We start from the raw sequence: 13429 nt of genomic DNA on the forward strand, positions 1-13429 counted from the left end.
CCTTATGTACGCGCATGAGGCTTGTGCGCGCTATCGACCGAGGAGACGCCATGAGTCAGTACGACGAATACTCGACTCCGTCGCAGGCCGAGGGGGAGCGGCTCGACGAGGACATGGACGAGACCCAGATGCAGCAGACGCACCACCCGAAGACGACGCGCACCACGCCCTCCCAGGCCGAGGGCGAGCGGACCGCCGAGGACGACGAGAAGCGGTAGGAGCCGCGCGCAGCGGCGCGGTCGCCCGCAGGGGCGGGGTCGCCCACAGCGGCGCTCCTCAGTGCGCGTCGACCGTCACCGTGAAGGAGAACCGGTCGCCGCGGTAGCGGATCCGCGCCACGTCCACGACCCGGCCGTCCTCGTCGTACGTCACGCCCGTGTAGTGCAGGATCGGGCTGAGGAGCGGGACCTGGAGCAGCTCGGCCGTCTCCGGGTCGGCGAGCCGGGCCTCGACCGTGTCCGTGATCCGGCTGATGCGCACCCCGACGATGTCCCGCAGCACCTTCGTCATCGGCCACCGCTCGAGATCGGCGAGCTCCACGGACTCGGCGATCTCCGGAAGGACCGCGTTCTCCGCCCAGTTGCTGGGCTCGCCGCTCTCGCGGTCGTGGCGCAGCCTGCGGTACGTGACCACCTCCGGGGTGTCCGGGAAGTGGTCCAGCAGCTCCCCGGACACCGCCGTCCGCGCATGCCCGAGGATCGTCGTGAGCTCACCCGACTGCTGGGCCACGATCGTGTCGACCGAGCCCAGCAGCCGTACCGGGGCGGCCCGCCGGGCCCCCGGCTCGATGAAGGTGCCGCGCCGGCGGTGCCGGCTGATCAGCCCCTCGCCCTCCAGCTCCTTGAGCGCCTGCCGCATGGTCAGCACGCTCACCCCGTAGTGCTCGGCGAGCTGCTCCTCGGTGGGCAGCCGCAGTGAGGCGTCCGGCGTGCGCCCCAGTATCGAGGCGCGCAGCGACTGCGAGACCTGGTACCAGAGGGGAAGCTTCCGGTTCAGGACCAGCGAGTCGGGGGCGAAGGCGGTCACGGGTGCGGTCTCCGTAGGGCTGCTGACAGGGGCGGTGTCCTGCGCATATTAGGCACGGAAGTGGCGCTGGAGCCCCTGCCAGACGTCGTCGTATCCGCGCTGGAGGTGGTCCGCGCCGGCCGCCTGGGCGGTGGCGGTGATCGGCCAGCGGGTCTCGAACATGAAGGCCAGGCCGTCGTCGATCTTCTGCGGCTTCAGCTCGGCGGCGCTCGCCCGGTCGAAGGTCTCCCGGTCCGGGCCGTGCGCGGACATCATGTTGTGGAGCGAGCCGCCGCCGGGCACGAACCCCTCGGCCTTGGCGTCGTAGGCCCCCTCGATCAGGCCCATGTACTCGCTCATCACGTTGCGGTGGAAGTAGGGCGGGCGGAAGGTGTCCTCGCCGACGAGCCAGCGCGGGGCGAAGACCACGAAGTCCACGCCCGCCAGCCCGGGGGTGTCGGTGGGCGCGGTCAGCACGGTGAAGATCGACGGGTCCGGGTGGTCGTAGCTGATGGACCCGATCACGTTGAACCGGCGCAGGTCGTAGACGTACGGGACGTGGGTGCCGTGCCAGGCGACCACGTCCAGCGGGGAGTGGTCGTAGGTGGCCGACCAGAGGTTGCCGCAGAACTTGTTGACCACCTCGGTCGGGCGCTCGACGTCCTCGTACGCGGCGACCGGGGCCCGGAAGTCCCGTGCGGCGGCGAGGCCGTTGGCGCCGATCGGGCCCAGGTTCGGCAGCTCGAAGGGCTGGCCGTAGTTCTCGCAGACGTAGCCGCGGGCGTCGTCCCCGAGGAGCTCGACGCGGAAGCGGATGCCGCGGGGGATCAGGGCGACCTCGCCGGGGCCGGCGCTGAGCAGGCCGAGCTCGGTGCGCAGGAGCAGCCCGCCGCGCTCCGGGACGATCAGGAGCTCGCCGTCGGAGTCGCTGAAGACCCGGTCGGTCATGTCGGCGTTGGCGGAGTAGAGGTGGACGGCCATCCCGGTGCGCTGGGTCGCGTCGCCGTTGCCGCCCAGGGTCCACAGGCCGGCCAGGAAGTCGGTTCCGGGGGCCGGGTCGGGCAGCGGGTTCCAGCGCAGCCGGTTCGGGTCCGGGACGGACTCGGTGAAGGGCGCGGTGCGCAGGACCCCGTTGTCCACGCGGGTGAAGGGCGGGTGCGCGGCCGAGGGGCGGATCCGGTAGAGCCAGGACCGGCGGTTGTGCGTGCGGGGCTCGGTGAAGGCGCTGCCGCTGAGCTGCTCCGCGTACAGGCCGAGAGCGGCCCGCTGGGGCGAGTTCCGGCCGAGCGGAAGTGCGCCGGGCACGGCCTCCGAGCTGTGCTCGTTGCCGAAGCCGGTGAGGTACTCGAGTGCCTCCGCCGTCTTCCTGGCCTGCTCGCTCATCTGCTGCTCCCGCTCCGTCGAAGGAATCCTATGCCTGACAGTAGGATTCCGCGGCCCGTGCGTCAACGGGGGGTGATCCGCGCGGGCGCCATCGGATTCGCGCGGAGGGGGATCCCAAAAGTTGAACAATGCTCTACTCTCACGCGCATGTCGTGGACCCGCAGGTTTCCTGCCGTGCCGGCGGCGCTCCTCGCCGCCCTCCTCGCCCTCCTGTCCCTCCTCGTCGCCGCGCCCGCCGCGAGCGCACACGAGGAGCGCCCCGTCACCCTCCCCGACGGCACCGGATCCGTGCCCGAATACCGCAAGGCGGAGCCGGACCTGCTCGTCTGCAAGACGGACCGGTCCGACTTCGAACGCCGGACGTCCGCCTTCCCGCAGGAACTCCGGGACCGCAACCTCGCCCTGTTCGAACGGTGCGAGAAGAGCGGCTACCGCCACCTCCAGGAGGCCGTCGACGCCGTCGACCGGCCCGGGATGAACATCGCGATCCTCCCCGGCCTGTACGAGGAGGAGCCCTCACTGGGCAAGCCGACGGGGGAGTGCGCCACGCTCAAGGCCCCGAACTCCTCGCTCGGCTACCAGATCCTGAGCTACGAACAGCAGGTGGCCTGCCGCCACAACCAGAACCTCGTCGCCATCCTCGGCAAGACGAACCTGCAGATCGAGGGCACCGGCGCCGCGCGCACGGACGTCGTCATCGACGCCAAGTACCAGAAGCTGAACGGCATCCGCGCCGACAAGTCCAACGGCATCTACTTCCGCAACTTCACCGCCCAGCGCACCACCTTCAACTCGCTGTACGTGCTCGCGGGCGACGGCTTCGTCATCGACGACGTGCTGACCCGCTGGAACGACGAGTACGGCTTCCTGACCTTCGCCAGCGACCACGGGCTCTACAAGAACTGCGAGTCGTACGGGAACGGCGACTCCGGCATCTACCCCGGCAGCGCCTCCAACATCAACGACGGCCGCGGCTACGACGTCCCCCGGTACTCCATCGAGATCACCGGCTGCCACAGCCACCACAACATGGTCGGCTACTCCGGCACCGCGGGCGACTCCGTGTGGGTGCACGACAACGAGTTCGACCAGAACATGGGCGGCGCCTCGATGGACAGCGCCTTCCCCGGCCACCCCGGACTCCCGCAGAACCACGCCAAGTTCGAGCGGAACCTCATCCACGACAACAACCAGGACTACTACGGCCACGTCGCCGACGGCACGTGCGCCAAGCCCCCGATCGAGCGCGGCTACGAGCGGGGCGTGGTCTGCCCGCAGATCTCCATGCCCCCGGGCACCGGCATCATCACCGCGGGCGGCAACTGGAACCTCTACGAGAACAACTGGGTGTACGGGCACGAGCGCGCGGGCTTCTTCCTCAGCGCCGTCCCCGCCTTCATCCGGGGCGAGGAGGCGTGGTCCAAGCAGACGGACACCTCCCACCACAACCGGTACGCGGGCAACATCCTCGGCAAGGACAAGTCCGGAGCCGCCCGTCCCAACGGCATGGACGTGTGGTGGGACGGCCAGGGCCGTGACAACTGCTGGCAGAACGGCCCCGACGGCTCCACCCCGGGCACGGTCCCGCAGTGCGGCGGTGCGCGCGGCGAGGTCTCGGGCGCCTCGGCCCGCCTGGTCGGCGAACCGGTCAAGCTGGTCCAGCTCCTCGTCTGCGCCGACTACAGCGTCCAGGCGCGCAAGCTCCCGGCCGGCTGCGACTGGTACGGCGCGCGCGGCCTGGAGCGGGTGGAGACCCAGATCGCGCTGGCCGTGGCGGCAGTACTGCTCCTGGTCGGCGGGGCCCTGTGGCGGCGCCGCCTGCGCGGCTCCCGCCTGGGCACGGCCGCCTCGCTGCTGGGCCTGGCGGGCCTGGCCCTGGACGTGGCCGGCTCCACCATGCCGCTGACCGCGACCTTCGTCCCCGCGCTCGCCCTCCTCCTGCTCGGCCTGTGGTGGACGGGCGTGGGCATCGCCCTGCGCCCCACCCGCCCCTGGCTGGCCCGCCTGACCCTGCTGCTCGCCGGGCTGACCTTGCTGGACGCCTTCGACAAGGCGGTCCTGATGATCCCCTGGACCCCCCTGAGCCCCGCCTGGGTACGGGCGCTGGCGGCCCTGGTCTGGGTCCTCTGGGCCGCGGTGGCCTCGGCCCGCCCCGGTACTCCCGCCCGCCCTGCGGGCCCGGGCGGCGACCCGGCCGGCGACCGCTCCCCGGTCCCGGCGGGCCCCTCCTCGTCCCTGAGCGCGACAGCTCCCGAACCCCCGTCGAACCCGGAGCACACCGCATGACCCTCCACCCCATCGCGCCCCGGCCCCCCGAACGGATCCGGTGCGACGTCTGTGCCGCCCCGCCCGTCCGGCCGCGCAGGCGCGGCCGGACCACCCGGGGTGCGGCCCTGCTCGCCCTCGTCCTGCTCCTCGCGGGCGGCGCGGCGACCGGCTGCGGCGGGCGGGCCACCACCCACCACAAACCCGGCACCAGCCACGAGCAGGCCTCCGGCAGCGCGGGAACCCTGCTCACCGCCGACGACGGCGCGGGCCACCGCCTGCGCGAGGTCCCGGCCGAAGGCGCGCCGGAGGTCCAGCTCACCGCCCGCCCGGACTCCGAGGACGGCTGGAACCTCCAGCTGGCGGTGAAGAACTACCGCTTCACCCCCGACAGCACCGGCGGCGGAGCCCTCCCGGGCGCCGGCCACGCACACCTGGAGCTCGACGGGCACAAGCTGGCCCGGCTGTACGGCCCCTGGTTCCACCTGCCCGCCGCACAGGTCCCCGAGGGCGCGCACACCCTGACCGTCCGCCTCTACGCGGACGACCACACCGCCTGGGCGGTGGCGGGCAAGGCGATCGAGGGCTCGGTGCAGCTCACCGCCGCCGCCCCCGGCCAGGCGGGTGGCCACAGCCACCCCACGACGACGGCCGCGCCGACGTCCCCGCCGCCTTCCCAGGCGGCGCCGGAGGCGGACCGCACGGTCACCGTCACCGTCCGGGACGGCAAGGTCAGCCCCGCCCCGGCCCGCACCGAGCTGCGGCGCGGCGAACGCGTCGCCTTGCGCGTCACCAGCGACCGCGCGGACACCCTGCACGTCCACGGCTACGACAAGGAACTCGCCCTGCTCGCAGGCCAGGAGGCCACCCTGATCCTGACGGCCGACCGTACGGGCCTCTTCGAGGTCGAGACCCACGAGTCCGGCCTCGTCCTGACCCAGCTCCTCGTCCGATGACCCGCCACCCGCACGCAGTGTCCCCAGAGCACCCGCACCCGGGGCACCACGAGCACCCGCAGGCCCACTGCCACCCGCACGCGGGGCCCCACCGCCACCCACAGGCCCACCGCCACCCGCGGCCGGGGCCCCACCGCCACCCACAGGCCCACCGCCACCCGCAGCCGGTGCCCCACCGCCACCCGCAGCCGTGGCTCCCCGGACTCGGGCCCGAGTCCGGGACGCCCGGCCGCGCCGACGGTGCGGCACCGACTCCGGCAGGCCGGTGGTGAGCCCCGTCGGGCCGGGGCCGGTGCCGGGCGCGGGCGGTGGCGTCGGCGGCGCCGGCCAGGGCGTGGTCCTTCACCCGGCCGATCCGCTCACCACCCTCGCGCACGGGATCGGATCCCAGCACGACCTTCCGATCTCTCCCTTCTACGCATTCGCGGGCGCCTTCGCCGCACTGTTCGTCTCCTTCCTCGCCCTGGGCCTGCTCTGGTCGACCTCCCGCTTCCGCGGAGACCGCTCGGGGCTCGCCCTCCCCGCCGCCCTCCAGCGGGCCGCCGACGCACCGGCCATCCGCACCGCCCTGCGCGTACTCGGCCTCGCCGCCGCACTCGCCGTCCTCCTCCACCTCCTCCTCGGTCCCGACGACCCCTCGCGCAACCCCGCTCCCGGCGCCGTCTACGTGCTCCTCTGGGTCGGACTCGTCCCCGCCTCCCTCCTCCTCGGCCCCGTCTGGCGCCGGCTCAACCCGCTCCGCACCCTGTACCTCCTGCTCGCCCGCGCCCTGCACCGCAGCACCCCCGGCCGCCCCCTCCCCGCCCGGCTCGGCCAATGGCCAGCGGCTGCCGGGCTGTTCGCCTTCACCTGGCTCGAACTCGTCGCTCCCGATCCCGCATCCACCACCACCCTCCTGATCGCCCTCACCCTGTACGCCACCGCCCAGCTGCTGCTCGCCGCCCGCTACGGCGAGCGCTGGTTCGACGACGGAGACGCCTTCGAGGCGTACTCCGCCCTCTCGGCCCGGCTCTCCCCCCTCGGCCGCCGCAGCGACGGCCGCCTCGTCCTGCGCAACCCGTTCCACGGACTCGACGCGACGCCCGAGCGGCCCGGACTCGTCGCCACCGTCTGCGTCCTCCTCGGCTCCACCGCCTACGACGGCTTCTCCGACAACCCCTCCTGGATCGACACCCTTCAGACCTCCCCCCTCGGCCGCACCCCCACGGCCACCCTCGGACTGCTCGCTTCCATCGCCCTCGTCGCCACCCTGTACTGCCTCTGCGCGGCGGCCACCCGACTCGTCAGCGGCCCGCACTCCGGCCCGCTGACCGCCTTCGCGCACTCACTGGTGCCGATCGCGCTCGGCTATCTCGTCGCCCACTACTTCTCCCTCCTGGTAGTCGAAGGACCACGCACAGTCATCATGGCAGCGGGCACTGACAACGCCCCCGAACCCTTGCAGCCACTGGGTCCCGGGGGCCTCGCCACCCTCCAGGTCGTCGCCGTCGTCACCGGCCACGTGCTCGGCGTCGTCGCGGCCCACGACCGCTCCGTACGCCTCTTCCCGCCGGCGAAAGCGGTGGCCGGACAGCTCCCGCTGCTCGCGCTGATGATCACGTACACCATCGGAGGGCTGAGCCTCCTGCTGAACTAGACCGGGGCCAGTGAGTCGAGGCCCCCGCCGAACCCGGAAGCGAGGAGCGGCATGATGGACCCCGTGCCTCCCGCCCACCCCATGCGCCGTACACCCATCCAGCAGCGCAGCGCCGACCGGCTCGCCCGGATCCTCGACGCCTGCGCCGAACTCCTGGACGAGACCGGGTACGAGAACCTCAGCACCCGGGCCGTCGCCCTCCGCGCCGGCGTGCCGATCGGCTCGGTCTACCGCTTCTTCGGCAACAAGCGGGCCATGGCCACGGCCCTCGCCCACCGCAACCTCGACACCTACGCCGACGGCATCGCGGAACGCCTCGCAGATCTCCCCGCCACCCACTGGCGGCCCGTCGTCGACGCGGTGCTGGACGAATACCTCGCCATGAAGCGCACCGTCCCCGGTTTCGCGCTCGTCGACTTCGGCGTGCCCGCGCCGCCGACCGAGGGCCCGGCCTCCGACCCCAACAACATGGTCGCCGCCCGACTCACCGAACTGCTCTGCGGGCACCTGGGCCTGACCCCCGACGCCACCCTCGACCGGGCCGTCCTGGTCGCCGTCGAAGCCACGGACGCGCTGATCCAGCTGGCCTTCCGCCTCGACCCGGAGGGCGACCCCGCGATCGTGACCGAGATCCGCGTGATGATGCAGGCCTACCTCGCCCGCGTACTGGACTGACCGGCCCCGCTCCGCCACGCCCGCCCGACCCCAGGCGGGAGCCCGGCCCCTCCCGCCCCCGGGGCGCCCCCCCGGGTCGCGGGGAGAACCCCGCCGGGCGCCGGGGCGAGCCCGGCCCCGCAGGACCCTCCCCGCCGTCCGTACCGGTCGGTATGCTCGGTGCTCCCCGTGTGCCCGTGTCGCAGCCTGCCGCCCCTGGAGGGCCCATGCCCCGCACCGCCCTGCGCATCTGTCCCCTCTGCGAAGCCACCTGCGGCCTCACCCTCACCATCGAGGGCACCGCCGTCACCGGCGCCCGGGGTGACCGCGAAGACGTCTTCAGCCACGGCTTCATCTGTCCCAAGGGCGCCGCCTTCGGGCAGCTCGATGCCGACCCCGACCGGCTGCGCCACCCCCTCGTCCGCCGCGACGGCCGCCTCCGGGAAGCCACCTGGGAGGAGGCCTTCGACGCCATCGCCGCCGCCGTCCCCGCCCTCGTCCGGGAACACGGGGCCCAGTCGGTGGGCGTGGTCCTCGGCAACCCGAACGCGCACACCATGGCGGGCGCCCTCTACCCGCCGCTGCTCCTCAAGGCCCTCGGCACCCGCAACCTCTTCACCGCCAGCACCCTCGACCAGATGCCCAAACACGTCTCCAGCGGCCTGCTCTACGGCGACCCGTTCGCCATCCCGGTCCCCGACCTCGACAGGACCGACTTCCTGCTGCTCCTGGGCGCGAACCCGGTCGAATCCAACGGCTCCCTGTGCACCGCCCCCGACTTCCCCGGCCGGCTCAAAGCCCTGCGCGCCCGCGGCGGCACCCTCGTCGTCGTCGACCCGCGCCGCACCCGCACCGCCGCCCTCGCCGACCGCCACCTCGCGCCGCGCCCCGGCAGCGACGCCCTGCTGCTCGCCGCCCTCGCGCACACCCTGCTCGCAGAGAAACTCACCGCCGTCGGCGAAGCGGACGAAACGACCGAGGGGCTCGGGGAACTCGCAGCCGCACTCGAGAGTTTCACTCCTGAGGCCGTTGCACCCGCCTGCGACCTCCCGGCCGACGAGATCCGCACCCTCGCCCGCGAGCTGGCGGCTGCGCCCACGGCAGCCGTCTACGGCCGGATCGGCAGCTGCACCGTCGAGCACGGCACCCTCGCCAGCTGGCTGGTCGACGTACTGAACATCCTCACCGGCAACCTCGACCGGCCCGGCGGAGTCCTCTTCCCGCTCCCGGCCGCCGGACCGCGGCCGCGCCCCGCCGGGCCCGGCAAGGGCTTCGCGCTCGGCCGCTGGCACAGCCGGGTCAGCGGTCACCCCGAGGCCAAGAGCGAACTGCCCACCGTCGCCCTGGCCGAGGAGATCGAGACCCCGGGGGAGGGGCGGATCCGCGCCCTGATCTCCATCGCCGCGAATCCGGTCCTGTCCGCACCCGACGGCGACCGGCTCGACCGGGCGCTGGCCGACCTGGACTTCATGGTCTCGATCGACCCGTACCTGAACGAGACCTCACGCCACGCGCACGTCGTACTGCCCCCGCCGCCGTCCTCGCAGACCCCGCACCACGACTTCGCCTTCAACGGCTTCGCCATCCGCAACCAGGTGCGCTACACCCGCGCCGCCGTCCCCCTCGAAACGGGCCGACCCGACGAGTGCGAGATCCACGCACGCCTCGTCCTCGCCGTCTCCGGCATGCACGGAGCCGCAGGTCCGGAAGCCGTCGACGAACTGGCCGTCCAGAGCGCCCTCGCCAAGGAGACCGCCGACCCTCGCTCCCCGCTGCACGGGCAGGATCCGGCCCGCCTCGCCGGCCTGCTCACGGGCGAGAGCGGACCCGAGCGCCGCCTGGACCTGATGCTCCGACTCGGCCCGTACGGAGACCTGTTCGGCGCTGCCGCCGAAGGGCACGGGCTCAGCCTGGAGCGGCTGCTCGCGCACCCGCACGGCATTGACCTGGGTCCGCTGCGCCCCCGGCTCCCGGGCGTGCTGAGGACCCGCAGCGGCAGGATCGAGCTGCTGCCGGACCCGATCGCGGCCGAGCTCCCCAGGCTGCGCGCGGCGCTCGCCGACCGCCCCACGGCCCTCGTGCTCGTGGGCCGCCGCCACCTGCGGTCCAACAACAGCTGGTTGCACAACGTCCCGGCCCTCACCGGAGGTTCCAACCGCTGCACCCTCCAGGTGCACCCCGAGGACGCGGGGCGGCTGGGCCTCGCCGACGGGGGCCGGGCCCGGATCACCGCCGCCGGCGGGAGCCTGGAGGTTCCCGTCGAGGTCTCCGACGCCGTCCGCACCGGAGTGGTGAGCCTTCCGCACGGCTGGGGCCACGACCGGGCCGGCACCCGGCTCTCGGTGGCCTCCGTCGTGCCCGGAGTCAACGTCAACCAGCTCCTCGACGGCACCCTGCTCGACCCGCTGTCCGGCACAGCGGTGCTCAACGGCTTCCCCGTCGAGCTTGCACCCCTGCCCTGAGCTGGGGTTTTGCTCGTATTGCTCACGGCTCGACGTCTTGTTGGCCCAAGGAGGCGGCACCTACCTTCCCCCCATGCTGACCTTCCTCGGCTTCGCCATGATCGCGACTTTCCTGGTCCTGATCATGCTGAAGAAAATGTCGCCCATCGCGGCGCTCGTCCTCATTCCCGCCCTGTTCTGCGTCTTCGCAGGACAGGGTGCGCACCTCGGCGACTACGTCATCGAGGGCGTCGGGAAACTCGCCCCCACCGCCGCCATGCTGATGTTCGCCATCGTCTACTTCGGCGTGATGATCGACGTCGGCCTCTTCGACCCGATCGTGCGGGGCATCCTGCGCTTCTGCAAGGCCGACCCCGTCCGGGTGGTGGTCGGCACCGCTGTCCTCGCCGCGATCGTCTCGCTCGACGGCGACGGATCGACCACCTTCATGATCACGGTGTCGGCCATGTACCCGCTCTACAAGCGTCTCGGCCTGAGCCTGGTGGTCATGACGGGGGTCGCCGCCACGGCGAACGGAGTCATGAACACCCTTCCCTGGGGCGGCCCGACGGCCCGGGCCGCGACGGCGCTCAAGCTCGACGCCGCCGACATCTTCGTCCCGATGATCCCGGCGCTCGCCGTGGGACTCCTCTTCGTCTTCGTCCTCGCGTACGTCCTCGGCCTGAAGGAACGCCGCCGTGTCGGCCTCCTCGTGCTGCCGGGCGCCGACGTGGCGGAAGAGGACGAGCGGGTCCTGGCCGCCTCCGGGACGGGCCCGGGCGAGGCCGCCACCGGCTCCGCCGCAGGCAGCACCGGGTCCGCCGCGCGCGCCGCCGACTCCGCCTCGGGCGCTGCACGCGCCGCCGGCCCGGCCCCGGTCGCGGCAGGCGTCGGAGGCTCCACCGCTGGCGCCCCCGAGGGCGGCTTCCAGGGCCTCGACCCGCACCGCCCGACCCTCCGGCCGCGCCTGTACTGGTTCAACGCCGCCCTCACCGTCGCCCTCCTGACCGCGATGATCATGGAGCTGCTGCCCATCCCGGTGCTGTTCCTGCTCGGAGCCGCCCTCGCCCTCACCGTGAACTTCCCGCACATGCCCGACCAGAAGGCCCGGATCGCAGCACATGCCGACAACGTCCTGAACGTCGCCGGCATGGTCTTCGCCGCAGCCGTCTTCACCGGCGTCCTGACCGGTACCGGCATGGTCAAGCACATGGCCGACTGGCTCGTCGGCGCCATCCCCGAGGGCATGGGCCCGCACATGGCGCTGGTCACCGGCCTGCTCAGCCTGCCGCTCACCTACTTCATGTCCAACGACGGCTTCTACTTCGGCGTCCTCCCCGTCCTCGCCGAGGCCGGCGCCGCCCACGGGGTCTCCCCGCTCGAGATCGCCCGCGCCTCCCTCGTCGGCCAGGCCCTGCACATGTCCAGCCCGCTGGTTCCGGCCGTATACGTCCTCGTCGGCATGGCGAAGGTCGAGTTCGGCGACCACACCCGGTTCACCGTGAAATGGGCGGCGCTGACCTCCCTCGTCGTCCTCGCGGCAGGGATGCTTTTCGGCATCATCTGATCCCCGCCGCCCCTGGCGCACAGAAAACTACCGGCGCTAGTTTGTAGGGTGTCCGCGAGGTCTGGTCTACGCACTCGTGCGTGCTCGGGAGGAATGGCATGAAGGCCCACGACGGGATGTACATCGGCGGCGCATGGCGGCCCGCCGCCGGAAGCGACCGCATCGAGGTCGTCAACCCGGCCGACGAGCAGGTCATCGCCTCGGTGCCGGCCGGCACCGAGGAGGACGTGGACGCGGCCGTACGGGCGGCCCGCGCCGCCCTGCCCGGCTGGGCGGCGACGCCCGCGCCCGAGCGGGCGGCCCTGATCGGCGCGCTGCGCGACGTACTGGTCACCCGCAAGAGCGAGATCGCCGAGACCATCACCGCCGAACTGGGCTCCCCGCTCGGTTTCGCGGAGATGGTCCACGTCGGATCGCCGATCGCCGTGGCCTCCTCGTACGCCGAACTCGGGGCCTCGTACGCCTTCGAGGAGCGGATAGGGAACTCCACCGTGCTGCTGGAGCCCGTCGGGGTGGTCGGCGCCATCACCCCCTGGAACTATCCGCTGCACCAGGTCGTTGCCAAGGTGGCACCCGCTCTCGCCGCCGGCTGCACCCTCGTACTCAAGCCGGCCGAGGACACCCCGCTGACCGCGCAGCTCTTCGCCGAAGCCGTGCACGAGGCGGGCATCCCGGCCGGAGTCTTCAACCTGGTGACCGGAACCGGCCCGGTCGCCGGTCAGGCCCTGGCCGCGCACGAGGGAGTCGACCTGGTCTCCTTCACCGGCTCCACCGCCGTCGGCAAGAAGATCGGCGCCACGGCCGGCGCCGCCGTCAAGCGGGTCGCCCTCGAGCTGGGCGGCAAATCGGCCAACGTCATCCTGCCCGGCGCCGATCTGGCCAAGGCCGTCGCGGCAGGCGTCGGCCACGTCATGAACAACGCCGGCCAGAGCTGCAACGCGCTCACCCGGATGCTCGTCCACCGGGACCACTACGAGGAGGCCGTCTCGCTCGCGGCCGCCGCCGTCGCCAAGTACCCCACCGGCGACCCCCGCACGCCGGAGACCCGCCTCGGCCCGGTGGTCAACGCCAAGCAGCACGAACGCGTCCGCGGCTACATCGCCAAGGGAGTGGAGGAGGGCGCGCGTCTCGTCGCCGGCGGCCCCGACGCCCCGCACGAACAGGGCTACTTCATCGCCCCGACCGTGTTCGCCGACGTCACGCCCGACATGACCATCGCCCAGGAGGAGATCTTCGGCCCCGTGCTGTCGATCCTGCCGTACGAGGACGAGGAGGAGGCCCTGCGCATCGCCAACGGCACCGTCTACGGCCTCGGCGGAGCCGTCTGGGCCGAGGACGATGAGACGGCCGTGGCGTTCGCCCGCCGCATGGACACCGGCCAGGTGGACATCAACGGCGGCCGCTTCAACGTGCTCGCGCCCTTCGGCGGCTACAAGCAGTCGGGCGTCGGCCGCGAGCTGGGCCCCCACGGCCTGACGGAGTACCTCCAGACCAAGTCCCTGCAGTTCTGAACACGGAGACG

General features: G+C 72.6%; 10 protein-coding genes. 8 read left to right on the top strand and 2 right to left on the bottom strand.

All coding sequences use genetic code 11. The features are described from left to right. Nucleotides 1-50 precede the first annotated feature (50 nt). On the top strand, nucleotides 51-218 hold the full coding sequence (locus tag ACIGFK_RS30275; protein ID WP_400054375.1) for a hypothetical protein: 168 nt from the start codon (nucleotides 51-53) through the stop codon (nucleotides 216-218). 58 nt (nucleotides 219-276) lie between these two features. On the opposite strand, the gene ACIGFK_RS30280 is transcribed toward ACIGFK_RS30275, so the two are convergent. Together ACIGFK_RS30280 and hmgA are read right to left on the bottom strand one after the other, a co-directional pair. Beyond that, nucleotides 277-1026: a GntR family transcriptional regulator gene (locus ACIGFK_RS30280; RefSeq protein WP_376655942.1), complete on the bottom strand. Its 750-nt coding sequence runs from the start codon at nucleotides 1024-1026 to the stop codon at nucleotides 277-279. A 48-nt stretch (nucleotides 1027-1074) separates the two neighbouring features. Then, nucleotides 1075-2388, bottom strand: a complete 1314-nt coding sequence (gene hmgA / locus ACIGFK_RS30285; protein ID WP_400054377.1) for a homogentisate 1,2-dioxygenase — start codon at nucleotides 2386-2388, stop codon at nucleotides 1075-1077. A gap of 147 nt (nucleotides 2389-2535) precedes the next feature. On the opposite strand from hmgA, the gene ACIGFK_RS30290 reads away from it, so the two are divergent. The 7 genes from ACIGFK_RS30290 to ACIGFK_RS30320 all read left to right on the top strand — a co-directional run bounded on the left by ACIGFK_RS30290 (nucleotide 2536) and on the right by ACIGFK_RS30320 (nucleotide 13418). After that, nucleotides 2536-4674 (top strand): right-handed parallel beta-helix repeat-containing protein, encoded by a 2139-nt coding sequence (locus ACIGFK_RS30290; RefSeq protein WP_400054379.1) that lies wholly within the window; start codon nucleotides 2536-2538, stop codon nucleotides 4672-4674. Then, on the top strand, nucleotides 4671-5609 hold the full coding sequence (locus ACIGFK_RS30295) for a hypothetical protein (RefSeq protein WP_400054381.1): 939 nt from the start codon (nucleotides 4671-4673) through the stop codon (nucleotides 5607-5609). The genes ACIGFK_RS30290 and ACIGFK_RS30295 overlap by 4 nt, the downstream gene beginning before the upstream one ends. Nucleotides 5610-5943: 334 nt before the next feature. After that, nucleotides 5944-7245 (top strand): hypothetical protein, encoded by a 1302-nt coding sequence (locus ACIGFK_RS30300; RefSeq protein ID WP_400054452.1) that lies wholly within the window; start codon nucleotides 5944-5946, stop codon nucleotides 7243-7245. Nucleotides 7246-7299: 54 nt separating this feature from the next. After that, complete coding sequence (locus ACIGFK_RS30305; RefSeq protein ID WP_386470915.1) at nucleotides 7300-7920, top strand: TetR family transcriptional regulator; 621 nt, start codon at nucleotides 7300-7302, stop codon at nucleotides 7918-7920. Nucleotides 7921-8126: 206 nt separating this feature from the next. Beyond that, nucleotides 8127-10361 carry a molybdopterin oxidoreductase family protein gene (locus tag ACIGFK_RS30310; RefSeq protein WP_376655938.1) on the top strand — a complete coding sequence of 745 codons (2235 nt, stop codon included), beginning with the start codon at nucleotides 8127-8129 and terminating at the stop codon, nucleotides 10359-10361. A 73-nt stretch (nucleotides 10362-10434) separates the two neighbouring features. Then, on the top strand, nucleotides 10435-11907 hold the full coding sequence (locus ACIGFK_RS30315) for a CitMHS family transporter (RefSeq protein WP_376655937.1): 1473 nt from the start codon (nucleotides 10435-10437) through the stop codon (nucleotides 11905-11907). 98 nt (nucleotides 11908-12005) lie between these two features. Then, complete coding sequence (locus ACIGFK_RS30320) at nucleotides 12006-13418, top strand: aldehyde dehydrogenase family protein (protein ID WP_376655936.1); 1413 nt, start codon at nucleotides 12006-12008, stop codon at nucleotides 13416-13418. Nucleotides 13419-13429: the final 11 nt, after the last annotated feature.

Source organism: Streptomyces sp. NPDC085524 (assembly GCF_044541755.1).
In the GTDB taxonomy this organism is placed as follows: Bacteria; Actinomycetota; Actinomycetes; order Streptomycetales; family Streptomycetaceae; genus Streptomyces.